We start from the raw sequence: 15,892 nt of genomic DNA, 5'->3' as shown, positions 1-15,892 counted from the left end.
ATGAGCACCGATGAGGTTGTCGAACAGATCCTGCGCACCTACGACACCATCACCGTGGTGGGGGCGAGTGCGAATCCCGCCAAGGCGGCCAACGAGGTCCCCGCCCACATGCAGCACCTGGGCTGGCGGATCATCCCGGTCAACCCGACCGCCGACGAGATCGTCGGCGAGAAGGTCTACCGCACCCTTGCCGACATCCCCGAGCAGGTCGGGTTGGTCGACGTGTTCCGGCCCTCCGCCGACACCCCGGAGATCGCCCGGCAGGCGGTCGCCGCCGGTGCCGACGCCCTGTGGCTGCAACTCGGGATCAGCTCGCCGGAGGCGCGGGAGATCGCCGAATCGGCCGGACTGCTCTATGTCGAGGACCGGTGCCTGATCATCGAGCAGCGTCGCACCGGGATCACCCCGTCGGCCTGAGCGGGTGGCGCCGGATCACGGGGCAGGGGGAAGACGCAGCGGGGGAGTACGCAGCGGGGGAAGACGCAGCGGGGGAGTACGCAGTGGGGGAAGACGCAGCGGGGGACCACAGCGCCGCGGGGAATCGGGACCCGCGGCGCCTACCATGGGGCACGCGGGAAGGAGCGATACGCCGATGACCGAATCCGAGGTGGCCACCGCCGACAATCCGCTGCTGCTGGAACGCCAGGTGTGTTTCGCGCTGGCCGTGGCGAACCGGTCGGTGCTGCGGATCTACCGCCGACTGCTCGATCCGCTGGGCCTGACCCATCCCCAGTATCTGGTGATGCTGGCGCTGTGGGAGGAGTCCCCGCGCGCGGTCAAGGACATCGGCACGGTGCTGCAACTCGACTCGGCGACGCTCTCGCCTCTGCTCAAGCGGCTCGAGGCCAACGGGCTGATCGTGCGGCGGCGCCGCGACGACGACGAGCGCAATGTCGACGTCGACCTCACCGACGAGGGACGTGCCCTGCGCACCCGGGCGCTCCCGATCCCGCACCAGGTGGTCGAGGCACTCGGGGTGGGGGTACCCGACCTCGAGGAACTGCATTCGGTTCTCACCCGGGTCAACGCCGCAGCGGTGCGTGCCGCGCAGGATCAGGAGTGACGGTCGGGCGATCGGCCCCGTGTCGGCATCGATGAACCCGGTCGGGGGATAGGGTCGGGGTATGTCAACCATCGGGATCATCGTGGTCGTCGTGATCGTCGTCGTCGCAGTGAGCATCCTGGCCGGGGCAGTGTGGTTCGCCTGGGACTCCGACAAGCGTATCCGCGCCTTCGCTCACTCCACCGACCTCATCCCGGGCAAGGCGAGCCGGGCGCCCGAGGACTGGACCACCGCCACCTCGCCGGAGGCCTTGCTGCACCGCCGGGTTCGCTATGCGATCGCCGACGTGCACCAGAACCCGGCCATCCCCCACGACCCGGCAACCCTCACCGAACGTGATCGTCTCGACGACGCGGTGTTCACCCTCGACGACTCACTGATCGCGGCACAGCATCTCGTCGGCGGGGAGAAGGACGAGCGCCTCGAGGAGCTCGAGACCGCCGTCAAGCGCCTCGAGGAACTCCCCCGTCAGTTGTGGGAGGCCCCGTTCGAGCAGCAGCGCTCCGACATCGACGACGTCATCGCAGCGATCGCCCGAACGTGACCTCCGGCCCTGGTGGCCGGTTCGACGCCGGTCACGCCCAGCGCGTGCTGTCGGCGGGATCGAGGCGGGGCAGACGGTCGAACCACGGGTTCTCGCCCGGGTGGCCGATGTTGACGACGAGAATCGACTTCCACCGGCCGTCGGCGAAGAACTCCGCGTCGACGCCGTCGGAATCGAAGCCGGCCATCGGGCCGGCGGCCAGGCCCAGCGCCCGCACCGCGAGGATGAAGTAACCAGCCTGCAGTGCGCTGTTGAAAGATCCTGTGGTGCTGCGCATCTCGTCGTTCGCTGCGAACACGTCGGCAAGCTCGGGACGGAACGGGAGCAGCGTCGGGATGTGCTCGTGGAACTGGGTGTCGACGGCGAGGACGGCGACCGCCGGTGCCGAGGCGGTCTTGTCCTTGTTTCCGTCGGACATGTGCCGGACCAGGCGTTCCCGGCCCTCGTCGGTCCGGACGAACAGCACGCGCAGCGGCTGCGTGTTGGCGGCCGTCGGGGCCCACTTCGCGAGTTCCCAGATCTCGCGGAGTTCGTCGTCGCCGACCGGGGTGGACGCAAAACTGTTCGCGGTGCGGGCCGCGGTGAACAGCGTCGACCGACCGTTCTCGTCGAGTGGTGCGGTTCCGGGCAGATTCTCTGCGAGTTCGGTCATCATGCTCTCCTTCGGGGGTACAACTCGGTTGCCAGATGTCGCTTCGAAAAAACTAGTGACTTAGGGCAACGGTAGCACGGTTGCTACGCTCGGCAGTATGGCAACCGGTGAGCGTGAACCGCGTGAGTGCGACGCCGCGCTGATCCGGGCCTTCGAGTTCCTCGGAAAGCGTTGGAACGGAGTCATTCTCGCGACATTGCTGTCGGGTCCGGCGGGCTTCGCCGAGCTGCGACGGGCGGTCGGCGGGATCTCCGACTCGGTATTGTCCGACCGCCTCGGTGAGCTCGGGCGGGCCGGCCTGGTGGAGCGGGTCGTCGACGACGGTCCGCCGATCGCGGTCAGCTACAGCCTCACCGCATCCGGGGAGGCGCTGCTCCCGTCGTTGCGGGAGATCACCGCGTGGGCCACCGACAATCTCCGGACCTGATCGCACCCGTCACTGTTCGGCACGTCATTGTTCGGCACGTCATTGTTCAGCACGTCATTGTTCGGCACGTCATTGTTCAGCACGTCACTGTTCGGTCAGGGTGATCAGCCTTCTGACGGTACGCAGGTTGCGTCCGGTGCCCTGCACTCCGAGGGTCCGTGCGATCAGTGGGGCGGTGAGCTTGGTGCCGGCGACCCCGTTCGCATACCGGATGTGCAGGTCGGCGCCGATCACGGCGAGCTCGTCGGCACCGAAGTCTTTGTGTACCAGTGCGTCTGCGGCCTCGCTGGTAGGTGCTCCGGTGAGGAAGTAGATGTGGGCGAACTTCTCCTCGTCGATCACGAACGGGTAGGCGGCCACCGCGTCCCGCAATCGGTCCGCGGTTCGCCCGATGACCTCACGGTAGAACCCGTAGCGCTCCTCGATCGCCGACTCCAGGTCGCGGGCGAACTGCTCGGCGGTGCCCGATGGAACCGCGAGCAGATTGCCCGATGCGATGTGGGTGGCGATGTCGGTCGCACCCAGTTCTGCTGCGATCTCCCGCAATTCGGCCATCGGGAGTTTGGCCCCGCCCACGTTGATTGCGCGGATCAGGAACACCTGGCGTGTCATGGGTCCAGTGTGGCACGCCAGGTGGCCGGTCATCCGGCGCTCGGCGTGGGTCCGACGTAGCGTGCGGCCGGTCGGATGATCTTGCGGACCCGGGCCTGTTCGAGGATGTTCGCGCACCAGCCGACGGTGCGGCTGACCGCGAAGGTGGGGGTGAACATCGCCCGCGGCACGCCGCAGCATTCCATCACCACGCCGGCGTAGAACTCCACGTTGGCATACCGCGGCTGATCCGGATGCGCCTCGGCGAGCACCTCGGTGATCGCGGCCTCGGCCTCGACGGCTCGCTCCACCAGCGGGCCACCGAGTTCCAGCGCGATCTCACGCAGCATCACCGAACGCGGATCGGTGGTGCGATACACGGCGTGGCCGAACCCCATGATCCGCCGATGCGCGGCCACCTGCTCGCGTGCCCAGACGTGGGCGTCGCCGTGCGCCGCGATCTCGTCGAGCGCATCGAGTGCACGGTCGGGGGCGCCGCCGTGCAACGGGCCGGAGAACGCGCCGATCGCGCCGCAGACCGCGGCGAACGCATCGGCTCCGGTCGATGCGATCACCCGGGCGGTGAAGGTGGAGGCGTTGAACCCGTGGTCGATGGTGGCAATCAGATAGTGCTCGATCGCCCGGACGTGCGCGGGGTCGGGGGTGCGTCCGGTGACCAGGTGGAGCCAGTTGGCGGCGACACCCAGGTCGGGGCGCGGTTGCAGGGGCTGTTCGCCGGTGCGGATGCGGTGCAGGGCGGCGAGGATGGTCGGGGTCAGTGCGGCCACGCGGACGGCCTGGGCCCGGCGTGCGGCGTCGTCGCAATCCCACAGTGGGCGGGCCCCGGTGGCCGGGCCGACTGCCGACAGCACCGTCCGCAGACCGGCGAGGGATTCGCGCTCGCCACCGAGAAGTGCTGCGGTGGTGAGGATTCCGCCGACATCGTCGGGAAGTGCACGACACGCCGAGGTCTCGTCGACAAACGTCGACAATTCGCCTGCGGTGGGTGGCCGGCCGTGCGCGAACAGATACCAGACCTCCTCGAACGAGCGGGTCCGGGCCAGCTCGATGGCCGAGTGTCCGCGGTAGTGGTAGTAGCCCTCCAACCCGCGAACGTCACCGATCTCGGTGTCGGCGACGATCACGTCGTGCAGTCCCGGCGGTGCGATCAGGGGTTCGGTCATGGGGTGCTCCTCCTCGATTCCTGCAGTGGGGTCGATTTCCTGAAGTGGGGTCGATTCCTGTGATGGGTGACCCGGGTGGGTCATGAGCCCACGATGACGGGGTTGATCAGGGTGCGTCAATGTTGATTCAATCAATATGTGGACCGTATGCACACACGTCGATTCCCTACCCCGATCCGTCATGACGGCCGGGACTACCTGACCACCGATCAGGTCGCAAAGGTTTTGGCTATCAAGACATCCACCATCTACTCCTATGTCAGCCGCGGGCGCCTGCACAGTCAGCGGATCAGTGGTCACGAGGGCAGTGTGTTCGCCGTCGACGAGGTGGAACGCCTCCGCGACGGCGTCCGTCACCGGCCACCCACCGGCGTCGCCGAACGCATCGCCACCCAGCTCACCCTGCTCCGCGACGATCGGCTGCACTACCGTGGGGTGTCGGCGACCGATCTCGCCCGCGACGAGACCCTCGAGGGGGTCGCCGCGTTGCTGTGGCAACGTCCGTGGGTCGGTGGCGCCGATCCCGCGGTGGCGTCATCGGTGCGTGCACTCGCCGGACCGCAGAGCCGAGGGCTGGATCGGATCAGACTCGTCGTCGATCTTCTGGGTGCACGAGATCCGTTGCGCCACAAGATAGACGACGAATCGGTCACACGGCGGGCGGCAGCCGTGATCGACACCGCCGTCGACGTGATCGGCGACGGCCGTCCAGAGGGTTCACTGGCGCAACGACTGTGGCCACGGCTGACCGACGAGCCGGCGACGGCGTCGACCACCCGGCTGCTCGACGCCGCCCTGATCCTGTTGGCCGACCACGACATGTCCGCCGGCACTGTCGCCGCCCGAGTCGCGGCCAGTGCACGGGGCAGCGTGTATGCGGTGCTCGGTGCGGGCCTGGGTGCCTTCGACGGGCCGATGCACGGTGGTGCGACGACGTTGGCGTATCGATTCCTCGCCGGTGCCCTCGACGATCCGACCGCGGCACTCGCCGAGGCGCACTACGGCGATGTGGCGATTCCCGGCACCGGGCACGTCGTCTACCGCCGGCACGATCCCCGCGCGGAATGCCTGATCGCGATGCTCGGCCGGATCGGTGGCGGCGATCGGCGCGTGATGGCCGCGCTGGCCGCCGTGGTCGACTCGCTCGGCGACGGCGACTTCGTCAACTCCGACCTCGCGCTGGCCGCGCTCGCCCTGCGGTTCCGGATGCGCCCCGACGCCGCCGAGACGATCTTCGCGATCGCCCGGATGGCCGGCTGGGTCGCCCACGCGCTCGAGGAGTACCGGGCACCCCGTCTGCGGTTCCGGCCCGAGGGCATCTACACCGGTGTCCACCCGCGCTGAGCTGCCGCACCACCCGGAACCCGCGACAGGACGGGCGAAATCCGGCCCGGCTCAGTTCTCGAACGCGGTGGCCACCGCGAAGGTCCGGCGGAACGGCATCGTGGTGCCCCACGGCCGTTCCGGGAACACCTCGCGCAGACGTGTCTTGAGGTCGTCGGCGAACTGTTTGGCGAGGTCCTCGGGCAGGGCCTGCAGGAAGGGGCGTGCGCCGGTCCCCGACAGCCACTCGTACACCGGGTCGTCACCGACCAGGACGTGCAGGTAGGTCGACTCCCAGGCGTTGACGGTGAAGCCGCGTTCGCTGAAGAACTCGAGGTACTCGATCGGGTCGATGAGGCTCAGCCGGCGGACGTCGCGCAGATGTGTGGCGTACGGTTCCGCGGCGGCGAGGTCGGCCAGCAGGGTGCGGGTCGGGGAGTCGGCGTTGCTCGGTACCTGGACGGCGAAGGTGCCACCCGGGTTGAGGTGGGTGAGCAGCCGGCCGATCACCTCGAACTGGTTCTCGACCCACTGGAACATCGCATTGGACAGGATCAGGTCGACCGGCTCGAACGGGGTCCAGTCGTCGGCGTCGGCGATGTCGTAGTTGGCGCCCGGGTCGGCGTTGGCGCGTAGGGCCTCGTCGATCATCTCCGCCGAGGAGTCGATACCGAGGATCTGTGCGTCGGGCCATCTCGCACGGAGGTGACGGGTGAGGTGACCGGGGCCGCAGCCGAGGTCGACGATGGTGGCCGGGTCGGTCGGGACCTGGGCGATGAGGTCGAGGAACGGGCGTGCGCGGGCGTCGGCGTATTGGAGGTAGCGTGCTGGATCCCAGACAGGCATGACTCCACCCTAGAGCGATTCGGCGATCGGCGGGAGGGCTGTGCGCGGCGAGGTTGTTTCCTTGCGCGACCACCCGCCTGGGTAATCTCGGTGGAATGGTGAGCAACGGCAGTGCGGACGACGAACAAGGTGGCGACGACGTCGTCGAGATCTCCACCGACGGCGCCTGCCTGGGCAATCCGGGACCCGGTGGATGGGGTGCGGTGTTGCGGTACAAGGGCCACGAACGCGAGATCTCCGGCGCCGATCCGGACACCACCAACAACAAGATGGAACTCACCGCGGCCATCGAGGGACTTGCCGCCCTGACCCGCCCGTCGTCGGTGGTTCTCTACACCGACTCCAGCTATGTCCGTAACGGCATCACCAAGTGGGTGGCCGGCTGGCAGTCCAACGGCTGGAAGACCAAGGACAAGAAACCGGTGAAGAACGCGGATCTGTGGCGCAGGCTGGTCGAGGAGGAGAAACGGCATCAGGTGACGTGGCGCTGGGTGAAGGGCCACAACGGCGACCACTACAACGAGATCGCCGATCAGCTGGCGACCTCGGCGGCGCGGACGGTGAAGTCGTGAGCGCGGCGGGCCTGGCGGTCGCCGTCGAACCGGTCTCCGACGAGTACATCGTCGCCGCCGTGGAACAGACCGGCGCCCGGGTGACCGGTCTGGACGAGGCACGGGTGCTGATCTGGCTCGGTGGCCCGGACGGCTTCCCGACGTTGTCGGACGGCATCGAGTGGGTGGCGCTCAAGACCGCCGGGATCGAGGCCTTCGTGGCGGCGGGGGTGATCGACGACAAGCGGATCTGGACCAATGCGTCCGGGTTCTACGCGGAGAACGTCGCCGAGCACGCCCTCGCGCTGCTGCTCGCCGGGTTGCGCCAGATCCACACCTCGGTGCGCGATCACTGGGCCAAGGAGCCGATCGACACCTCCGTGCGCACCCTGCGCGGTGCGACCGTGGCGATCATCGGTGCCGGTGGTATCGGGGCGTCGTTGATGCCGCGGCTGCGTGCCTGCGGTGCCGACGTCCTGGCGGTCAACCGGTCCGGACATCCCGTCGAGGGTGCGGCGCGCACCCTGCCGTCGTCGGAGATGGACGAGGTGTGGCCGGCGACCGACCACGTGATCCTCGCCGCCCCGGCCACCGCCGAGACGCATCACCTGATCAACGCCACGAGCCTGGCCGCATTGCCGTCGCACTGCTGGCTGGTCAACGTCGCGCGCGGGCCGCTGGTCGATCAGCAGGCGCTGTACGCGGCACTGCGTGACGGTGAGATCGCCGGTGCCGCACTGGATGTCACCGATCCCGAGCCGCCCGCCGCCGACGACCCGCTGTGGTCGTTGCCGAATGTCATCATCACCCCACATGTGGCGAACCCGGCATCCGGGCTGACCCGGGAGATGGCGCCGTGGGTGGCCCGCAACATCGAGGCGTTCGTCGCGGGTGAACCGCTGATCGCGACGGTGTCGGCGGACCGCGACTACTGATGCGCGGGGAACTGCCACCTGCGCGGGCAGCTACCACGTGCGTGCTGGATCTACCGCGCACGTGACACGTGAGTGGGGATTGACACCAGCCCCAACCGGGTCGGCTCCGGCGTGACGATGCCGACGACGCGGTTCGCCGTCAGGTCCGCGCAGATCCACCGGATCACGACCACACCGCACCGTCGGACCTTGTCCTCGCGGATCTTCTCGTCCACCACGACCGCCGACGCATCCTGGTCGGCGCCGAGCAGTTTCGCGTACTTCACGAACCCGTCGAACTCGCCGACGAGACCCTCCCAGTGGTAGTCGGCGCGTGCGACGAGGTTGCCGTCGTCATCGTGGAAGGCGTGCTGCAACTCGGGGACGGCCAGACCGGCGGCGATCATCTGCGCCCGACCCCACGACTCCGCCGGATTCTCCGACAACGGATCAGCAAGTCCCAGAGCATATCTCGCGAGATTCACGCCTGCGCCGCGACCGGCGAGCATCTGCGTCATGAGTTCGCGGTCGGCGCCGAGGCGCAGGGCGGGATCACAGACGCTCAGCGCCGGGGCGAACTGCCCCACACTGCGGGAGACGTCGACCGCGGTGCGCTCCAGGCTGGTCACCCGGATGCTGTCGACGACGACGATCTCCTGGGCGTCGAAGGCGCCGTTGTGGACATGTTCGTGCGCGTCGATGCGCCCTCCCCTGGCGGCTCCGTTCGTGACGTGGCCGCGGCCGAGGTCCGCCAGCAGCATCTCCAAGCCGTGCAGCGCCGCAGCGGACTGATGGCTGACCACCTGATCTGCACCGGAGTGGTCCATCGCGGCGCGGATCCGGAGCCGGTGCAGGTCGATGGCCTTGGCCGGGAGCCGGTCCCTCGGCACGAAGGCGCCGGTCCAGATGCGGACCAGCTGACCGCTCCTGGCGGCGCGCGCGAGCTGGTTGTCGGTGATGCCGGGGGCCGGTGCCTCGCGACGCAGGAGAATGCCGTGGGTGTCGGCCGGGAACGTGGTCATGCAGGATTGGACGCAGCGCGACGTCGACTGGTGTCACTTGCGGCGATATATCTCAGGGTCGCTGAGTACATCCCCACGCACTTGTCACCTACGCGGTGGATCTACCGCGCAGGTGGTAGCCCACCGCGCACCGAGGAGTTCTTCGCGCACCTACTCGTGGCCGCGTTCCAGTTCGCCGGCGATACCGCGTTCGAGGACTTCGGCGGCGGGCGGAGGGACGTCGATCAGGCCGTCGAGCTCGGCACGGGCGCGGCGGTAGGCGGCCTGCCGCTCGGCGGGGGTGGCCGCGTCGTCGGCGGCGATCCCGATCAGCTTGCGGGCGCGGTCGAGGGATTCCCGCTCGATCGGCGAGAAGTCGGACTGCTTGCGCCGACGCGCCTCGCGTTCGGCGGCGTCGAAGGCCGCGGCGTAGGCCTGGACGGCGTCGCGGTAGGCGGCGAAGGACGCCGGGTCGAGGGTCTGGTCGGGGCTCGGCCGGAGGTCGTCGGCGCGCACCCTGGCCTCGTGGAAGGCCAGGGTGAGCGGTTCCCGCATGTCGATCAGCATCGGGAACTCGATCAGGGTGGCCAGGTCGAGCTCGTAGGCGAACCACTGGGCCTGGGTCTCGTCGTGCCGGGCCAGTGTGCGCTTCACCTGCGCGGCGTCGGCCTGGGTGATCCGCAACTGCTCGGTGGCCGCCGACGCCTTGATCCGGGCCAGCTCGAGCTTGTCCTGGCGGCGCTTCTCGTTGTAGCGCGCCACCGACTTCGCCCAGCCACCCGCCACCCCGGCGATCGGGAAGATCAGCCACCAGTACTCACCGGCGGACATGAGCATGTGGTCCACGCCACAACTCTACTCAGATCCCGCGGTGGCGAGGCCCGCACTCATCGCGCGCAGTCACCAGTTCCCGGCGGAGCTGTCACTCGGCATCCATCGCACCGGCGAACTGGCTGCGGTACAGCCGGCAGTAGGCGCCCTCGGCGGCGAGCAACTGCTCGTGATCGCCTTGTTCGACGATGTGACCGTCCTCCATGACGATGATGGTGTCGGCGTCGCGGATCGTCGACAGACGATGTGCGATCACGAAACTGGTGCGGTCGGCGCGCAGGTTGGCCATCGCCTGCTGGATCAGCAGCTCGGTGCGGGTGTCGACCGAACTCGTCGCCTCGTCGAGGATCAGGATCACCGGCTTGGCCAGGAACGCCCGCGCGATGGTGATCAGCTGTCGTTCGCCGGCACTCACGCCGCCGCCCTCGTCGTCGAGCACCGTCTCGTAGCCGTCGGGCAGGGTGCGCACGAAGTGGTCGACGTGGCTCAGCCGCGCCGCCTCGAGCACCTCCTCGCGGCTCGCCGTCGGGTCACCGTAGGCGATGTTGTCGTAGATCGTGCCGCCGAACAGCCAGGAATCCTGCAGCACCATGCCGGTGCGTTCGCGGAGGTCGTCGCGGGTCATGTGCCGGGTCTCCACCCCGTCGAGCAGGATTCGCCCGGCGTCGACGTCGTAGAACCGCATGATCAGGTTGACCAGCGTGGTCTTGCCCGCACCGGTCGGCCCGACGATCGCCACCATGTGCCCGGGACACGCGACCAACGACAGATCCTCGATCAGCGGCCGGTCCTCCACATAGCGGAACGACACGTTCTCGAACGCGATCTCGCCGCGCGAGACCGCCGGGGACTCCGGAACGGCCGGGTCGCCGATCTCCTCCTCGGCGTCGAGGATCTCGAAGATCCGCTCCGCCGATGCCACACCGCTCTGCATCAGGTTGATCATCGAGCCGATCTGGGTGAGCGGCTGGGTGAACTGCCGGGAATACTGGATGAACGCCTGCACCTCGCCGAGCGACAGACTGCCCGACGCCACCCGCAGACCGCCGACCACCGCGATCGCGACATAGTTCAGGTTGCCCAGGAACATGATCGTCGGCATCACCATGCCGGAGATGAACTGCGCCCGCCAACTCGACTGGTACAGCTTCTCGTTGCGCTCGTCGAAGGTGTCCTCGACCTCACGCTGCCGGCCGAACACCTTGACCAGTTCGTGGCCGGTGAACGCCTCCTCGATCTGTGCGTTGAGCTTGCCGGTCGAGGACCACTGGGCGATGAAGTGCGGTTTGGAACGTCGCGCGATCACCGCGGTCGCGATCACCGCGAGCGGCACCGTCACCACCGCGATCAGGGCCAGCAGCGGCGAGATCCAGATCATCACCACCAGCAACGCGATCACCGTGAGCACCGAGTTCACGAATTGCGAGATCGTCTGCTGCAGACTCTGCGAGAGGTTGTCGAGATCGTTGGTGACACGGCTGAGCAGATCCCCGCGCGCCGAGGCGTCGTAGTAGCGCAACGGAAGTCGGTGAACCTTGGCCTCGATCTCGGCGCGCAGCTGCGTGATGGTGCGCACCACCACCACGTTCAGCACGGTGAACGCCAGCCACGACAACAACGACGACGCGGCATAACACACCGCGACGATCAGCAGGGTCTGCCCGACCGCGGTGAAATCGATTCCGACGCCGGGGGTGAGATCCATCGCCGACACCATGTCGGCGAGGGTGCCCTGCCCACGGTCGCGAAGTCCTTGTACCGCCTCGGCTTTGGAGAGACCGGCGGGCAGCTCACGGCCGACGATGCCGTTGAAGATCAGGTCGGTGGCATGCCCGAGGATGCGTGGCGCCACGGCCAGCAGGATCACCGACCCGACGATCGCCGACAACACCGTGATCATCCGCAGCCGGTACGCCATCAGCCGCCCGACCAGACGCTTCATCGACGGGCCGAACGAATGTGCCTTCTCCAGAACAGGTCCGGCCGCCATCGGGCCGCGGCCCGGCCCCGGGCCGCCGGAACCCGCACCGCCGGGTGCACCACCGCGGGTCATGCCGGTTCTCCGATCGACAGCTGGGACCGCGCTATCTCGGCGTAGGTCTCGCACGAGGTGAGCAGGTCGTCATGCCGACCCAGGCCGACGATGCGACCACGGTCGAGGACGACGATCTGATCGGCGTCGACGATGGTGGAGATGCGCTGCGCGACGATCAGCACCGAGGCGTCGGCGGTCGCCGGCCGCAGTGCCGCACGCAGTTTCGCGTCCGTGGTGAGATCCAGCGCGGAGAACGAGTCGTCGAACAGGTACACCGCCGGACGTCGGATCAGGGCCCGGGCGATCGCCAGTCGCTGACGCTGGCCACCGGAGACGGTGGTGCCACCCTGCGCGATCGGGGTGTCGAGGCCGTCGGGCATCGCCGAGACGAAGTCGGCGGCCTGCGCGACCCGCAGAGCCTCCCAGATCTCGTCGTCGGTGGCGTCTGGTCTGCCGTGCCGCACATTGGAGGCCACGGTCCCGGAGAAGAGGTACGGGCGCTGCGGGACGAGGCCGATCACCGACCGCAGCTCGTCCGGATCGAGTTCGGCGACATCGGTTCCGCCCACCCGTACCGAACCGTCGGTCACGTCGAACAGGCGTGGTACCAGGCCGATCAGGGTGGTCTTTCCCGACCCGGTGGATCCGACGATCGCGGTGGTGGTGCCGGGGGTGACCCGGAAGTCGATGTCGGTGAGCACGTTCTCGTCCGCGCGGGGATAGCGGAAACCCGCGCCGACGAATTCGACACCGGCCCCGCGGTCGGCGAATCCCACCGGCCGAACCGGGCGACGCACCGATGTCTCGGTGTCGAGCACCTCGGTGATCCGCTCGGCGCACACCGCCGCGCGCGGCGCCATCATCGCCAGGAACGACGCCATCATCACCGACATCATGATCTGCATCGCGTAGCTCATCATCGCGGTGAGCGCGCCGATCTCGACGGTGCCGTCGGAGACCGCATGCCCGCCGAACCAGATGATCGCGACGATGGCCAGGTTGGTGATCAGCATGACCGCCGGCAGCATCATCGCCATCAGCCGGCCGACGAGCAGCGTCGACGCCGACAACTGGTCGTTGGCGACGGAGAACCGCTGCATCTCATGGCGTTCCCGGACGAATGCGCGCACCACCCGGATTCCGGTGATCTGCTCGCGCAGGATGCGGTTGACCGCGTCGAGACGCACCTGCATCGCGCGGAAGCCGGGGATCATCTTCGCGATGATCGTCGACATGGTCACCCCGAGGAAGGGCACCGCCACCAGCAGCAACCACCACAGGCTCGGCGCCACATGGATTCCCATCGCGATGCCGCCGACACACATGATCGGTGCCATCACCAGGATCGCGGTGCTCATCACGATCAGCAGCTGCACCTGCTGCACGTCGTTGGTGGTGCGGGTGATCAGCGACGGCGCCCCGAACGACCCCACCTCACGGGCGGAGAAGGTGTTGATGCGGTGCAGCAGATCATGGCGGATGTCGCGCCCCGCACCGAGGGCCGCACGGGCACCGAAATACTGCGAGGCCAGGGTGCACACGATCTGCACCACCGTGACCAGCAGCATCCACGCGCCGATGTTCAGGATGTAGTTCGTGTCACCGCGGGCGACACCCTGGTCGATGATGTCGGCGTTGAGGGTGGGGAGATAGAGCATGGCCGCGGTGGCGACCGTCTGCAATCCGATCACCGCGACCACATGGAACGGATAGCGGGCCAGGTACGTGCGGATCAGCTGGGTCAACATACGGCGCTCACCCGATCGACGCTAGCAACTGGTGGCGGCGCACGGCCATCGCAATAGGTGTGCACCCCCGGACGGCCGCATCAGACCGTCACACCGGACCGGTCACAGCAGGCCGAGTGCGCGGGCCTGCCGGGTGAGATCGTCACGATGCTCCGGTGCGGCGATCCCGATCAGCGCCGACGCCCGCTGCCGCAGCGACCGGCCGCGCAGCTGTGCCACCCCGTACTCGGTGACGACGTGGTCGACGGTGTTCTTGTGGGTGGTGACGACGCTCCCCGGGGTCAGCCGCGCGGAGATCTTGCTCAGCCCCTTGGAGGTGGTGGCCCGGGTGACCAGGAAGCCCTGTCCGCCCTCGGAGTACAACACGCCGCGGGCGAAGTCGACCTGTCCGCCCGAGGACGAGTGATAGCGGCCGGCGATGGTCTCGCTGGCCGCCTGACCCATCAGGTCGACCTCGGTGGTGGCGTTGACCGACACCATCCGTGGTTCGGCACCCACCCGGCGCGGGTCGTTGGTCTGATCCACCGGGATCAACGCCACGCCCGGGTTGTCGTCCATCCAGTCGTAGAGGGCCCGGGAACCGAGCGCGAAGGTCGCCACCGCCAGACCGCGATGGTGGCGTTTGTGGGCGCCGGTCGCGGTGCCGGATTCGACGAGCCGCATGATCCCGTCGGTGAGCACTTCGGTGTGGATGCCCAGATCGCGGCGATGTCCCTGCAGCAGACCGGCGATGGCGTCGGGGACGCTGCCGATGCCGAACTGCATACACGCCCCGTCGGGGACCCGGTCGACGATGTACTCGGCGATGGCGCGGTCGCGCGGGTCGGTGGTGGTGGTGGCCGGTTGCTCGAACAGCGGCCGGTCCACCTCGGTCCAACCGAGAACCTGACCGATGTGGATCTGGTTCTCGCCGTGGGTGCGGGGCATCTGCCGGTTGGCCTCGATGAAGAACGGCACCTCCCCGATCAGGGCTGCACAGTAGTCGGCGTTGGTGCCCAGCGAGAAGTAGCCGTGCCGGTCGGGCAGGCTGGCCGCGGCGATCACCACCTTGGGGCCGTCGAGTGCCCTGAGCAGGAACGGCATCTCGGAGAAGTGATTCGGGACCAGGTCGCACTCGCCGCGCGCGAATGCGGCCCGCGTGCCGGGCCCGAGGTAGTAGCCGACATGCCGCAGCCGGTCACCGAACTCGCCGCGGATGTACGCCCGTTCCTGGTACTCGCCCATGCTGTGCACGCGCACCCCGGTCAGCTGCTCGTTGCCCTCCTCGAGGGCATCGAGCAGGCTCTCCGGGCAGCCGACGAAGATCGGTGCGATGACCTGGGTACCCGGTTCGAGGTGGTCGAGCAACCTCGATGCCGGGACCGGACCCGGCAGACTCACGCCTGGGTCAGGGCGACGGCGGCTTCTCCGGTGTAGGCCAGGAAGGTGAACGACTCCTGGAAGTACAGGTTGACGCGGTCGGCGTCGTGCGAGTCGTAGCCGATCGACACATCCTGGCCGATGGTGAGTTCGAAGTCGCCGCCACGGGTGGACAGTACGTATGCACCGGAAATGGCCGGGGCCCAGACGATCTCACCGTCGATCAGACGCTTGATGTGCTGGCTCACCGGGTAGCCGTGGTTGGAGGTCTCGTTGATCAGGTTGTACACGTCGGCCGAGACGGCGATCGAGTACGGGCCGTCGATCGAGGCGAGCTTCAGTGTCGACAGCGCCTGGCTGAACGCCTCCGGGTAGTCCCGCACGTCCTCCGGCAGTGCGATGGGGCTCGCGGAGGTCTCCGACCGGATGCCCGAGATCCCGGCTGCGGCATAGCCTTCGAAGATCGCGCGATCCTCGGCCAGGGCGAGCTGGCGGGCCGCGTCGACCACCGGGTCCCAATCCGAGTCGGCCGCACCGCGATCCACGTCGTCGATCGCCTCACGGGTGACGGTGAACGGCACCTTGAGTTCCACCAGCGGCTGCACGTTGCGGCTGAACGCGAGGATGCCGTCGGCGGGGGAGTCGATCTTGGTGCGGTGCCCGCGGGTCACCGACGACGCCTCGAGTCCCAACGGGCCCTTGACCTCCACGAGCCGACGGCCGGCGATGCTGCGCTTGAACGACCGCGCGGCCTCCTCCTCGATGGCCTCCCACGCCGACGCGGAGATCGGGGCGAGTTCGCGATGCAGGTTGTTCATGATGC

The 15,892-nt window shown here is 68.2% G+C and carries 17 protein-coding genes; 7 read left to right on the top strand and 10 right to left on the bottom strand.

The window, feature by feature from the left end; all coding sequences use genetic code 11:
- The 3 genes from ACWDUA_RS01380 (at nucleotide 1) to ACWDUA_RS01370 (ending at nucleotide 1,607) form a co-directional block, all read left to right on the top strand.
- A complete protein-coding gene (locus ACWDUA_RS01380; protein WP_449749209.1) occupies nucleotides 1-417 on the top strand; it encodes a CoA-binding protein in 417 nt (138 codons plus the stop codon).
- A 175-nt stretch (nucleotides 418-592) separates the two neighbouring features.
- Nucleotides 593-1,063, top strand: coding sequence for a MarR family winged helix-turn-helix transcriptional regulator (locus tag ACWDUA_RS01375; RefSeq protein WP_449749208.1), 471 nt, complete (start codon nucleotides 593-595; stop codon nucleotides 1,061-1,063).
- Nucleotides 1,064-1,124: 61 nt separating this feature from the next.
- Complete coding sequence (locus tag ACWDUA_RS01370; protein ID WP_449749207.1) at nucleotides 1,125-1,607, top strand: hypothetical protein; 483 nt, start codon at nucleotides 1,125-1,127, stop codon at nucleotides 1,605-1,607.
- A gap of 31 nt (nucleotides 1,608-1,638) precedes the next feature.
- On the opposite strand, the gene ACWDUA_RS01365 is transcribed toward ACWDUA_RS01370, so the two are convergent.
- Nucleotides 1,639-2,259 carry a malonic semialdehyde reductase gene (locus ACWDUA_RS01365; protein ID WP_449749206.1) on the bottom strand — a complete coding sequence of 207 codons (621 nt, stop codon included), beginning with the start codon at nucleotides 2,257-2,259 and terminating at the stop codon, nucleotides 1,639-1,641.
- Nucleotides 2,260-2,356: 97 nt separating this feature from the next.
- Here ACWDUA_RS01365 and ACWDUA_RS01360 point away from each other — a divergent pair, with 97 nt between their 5' ends.
- Nucleotides 2,357-2,686 (top strand): winged helix-turn-helix transcriptional regulator, encoded by a 330-nt coding sequence (locus ACWDUA_RS01360; RefSeq protein ID WP_449749205.1) that lies wholly within the window; start codon nucleotides 2,357-2,359, stop codon nucleotides 2,684-2,686.
- A gap of 84 nt (nucleotides 2,687-2,770) precedes the next feature.
- Here the strand turns inward: ACWDUA_RS01360 and ACWDUA_RS01355 are convergent, their stop codons facing one another.
- The gene (locus ACWDUA_RS01355; protein WP_449749204.1) at nucleotides 2,771-3,298 is read right to left on the bottom strand and encodes a DUF1697 domain-containing protein; all 528 of its coding nucleotides are present in this window, start codon (nucleotides 3,296-3,298) and stop codon (nucleotides 2,771-2,773) included.
- A gap of 29 nt (nucleotides 3,299-3,327) precedes the next feature.
- Nucleotides 3,328-4,461, bottom strand: a complete 1,134-nt coding sequence (locus tag ACWDUA_RS01350) for a citrate/2-methylcitrate synthase (protein ID WP_449749203.1) — start codon at nucleotides 4,459-4,461, stop codon at nucleotides 3,328-3,330.
- A 138-nt stretch (nucleotides 4,462-4,599) separates the two neighbouring features.
- Between ACWDUA_RS01350 and ACWDUA_RS01345 the strand changes: the two genes are divergently transcribed.
- Nucleotides 4,600-5,805 (top strand): citrate synthase, encoded by a 1,206-nt coding sequence (locus tag ACWDUA_RS01345; RefSeq protein WP_449749202.1) that lies wholly within the window; start codon nucleotides 4,600-4,602, stop codon nucleotides 5,803-5,805.
- A gap of 51 nt (nucleotides 5,806-5,856) precedes the next feature.
- On the opposite strand, the gene ACWDUA_RS01340 is transcribed toward ACWDUA_RS01345, so the two are convergent.
- Nucleotides 5,857-6,630: a methyltransferase domain-containing protein gene (locus tag ACWDUA_RS01340; RefSeq protein WP_449749201.1), complete on the bottom strand. Its 774-nt coding sequence runs from the start codon at nucleotides 6,628-6,630 to the stop codon at nucleotides 5,857-5,859.
- Nucleotides 6,631-6,725: 95 nt separating this feature from the next.
- On the opposite strand from ACWDUA_RS01340, the gene rnhA reads away from it, so the two are divergent.
- Nucleotides 6,726-7,202: a ribonuclease HI gene (gene rnhA / locus ACWDUA_RS01335; protein ID WP_449749200.1), complete on the top strand. Its 477-nt coding sequence runs from the start codon at nucleotides 6,726-6,728 to the stop codon at nucleotides 7,200-7,202.
- Nucleotides 7,199-8,116 carry a D-isomer specific 2-hydroxyacid dehydrogenase family protein gene (locus ACWDUA_RS01330; protein ID WP_449749199.1) on the top strand — a complete coding sequence of 306 codons (918 nt, stop codon included), beginning with the start codon at nucleotides 7,199-7,201 and terminating at the stop codon, nucleotides 8,114-8,116. Before rnhA ends, ACWDUA_RS01330 begins: the two co-directional genes overlap by 4 nt.
- Before the next feature lie 50 nt (nucleotides 8,117-8,166).
- On the opposite strand, the gene ACWDUA_RS01325 is transcribed toward ACWDUA_RS01330, so the two are convergent.
- From ACWDUA_RS01325 to ACWDUA_RS01300, 6 genes are all read right to left on the bottom strand, one after another.
- Nucleotides 8,167-9,117: a hypothetical protein gene (locus ACWDUA_RS01325; RefSeq protein WP_449749198.1), complete on the bottom strand. Its 951-nt coding sequence runs from the start codon at nucleotides 9,115-9,117 to the stop codon at nucleotides 8,167-8,169.
- 150 nt (nucleotides 9,118-9,267) lie between these two features.
- Nucleotides 9,268-9,933 carry a hypothetical protein gene (locus ACWDUA_RS01320; protein WP_449749389.1) on the bottom strand — a complete coding sequence of 222 codons (666 nt, stop codon included), beginning with the start codon at nucleotides 9,931-9,933 and terminating at the stop codon, nucleotides 9,268-9,270.
- Nucleotides 9,934-10,018: 85 nt separating this feature from the next.
- Nucleotides 10,019-11,980: an ABC transporter ATP-binding protein gene (locus ACWDUA_RS01315; protein ID WP_449749197.1), complete on the bottom strand. Its 1,962-nt coding sequence runs from the start codon at nucleotides 11,978-11,980 to the stop codon at nucleotides 10,019-10,021.
- Complete coding sequence (locus ACWDUA_RS01310; RefSeq protein WP_449749196.1) at nucleotides 11,977-13,710, bottom strand: ABC transporter ATP-binding protein; 1,734 nt, start codon at nucleotides 13,708-13,710, stop codon at nucleotides 11,977-11,979. Before ACWDUA_RS01310 ends, ACWDUA_RS01315 begins: the two co-directional genes overlap by 4 nt.
- A gap of 102 nt (nucleotides 13,711-13,812) precedes the next feature.
- On the bottom strand, nucleotides 13,813-15,090 hold the full coding sequence (locus tag ACWDUA_RS01305) for an acetyl-CoA hydrolase/transferase family protein (protein ID WP_449749195.1): 1,278 nt from the start codon (nucleotides 15,088-15,090) through the stop codon (nucleotides 13,813-13,815).
- Nucleotides 15,087-15,887 carry a family 1 encapsulin nanocompartment shell protein gene (locus ACWDUA_RS01300; protein ID WP_449749194.1) on the bottom strand — a complete coding sequence of 267 codons (801 nt, stop codon included), beginning with the start codon at nucleotides 15,885-15,887 and terminating at the stop codon, nucleotides 15,087-15,089. The genes ACWDUA_RS01305 and ACWDUA_RS01300 overlap by 4 nt, the downstream gene beginning before the upstream one ends.
- Nucleotides 15,888-15,892: the final 5 nt, after the last annotated feature.

The sequence above is a fragment of the Gordonia sp. NPDC003376 genome, assembly GCF_053589235.1.
Note: the sequence above shows the minus strand (reverse complement) of the source record. Positions and strands in the feature narration are given on the sequence as shown.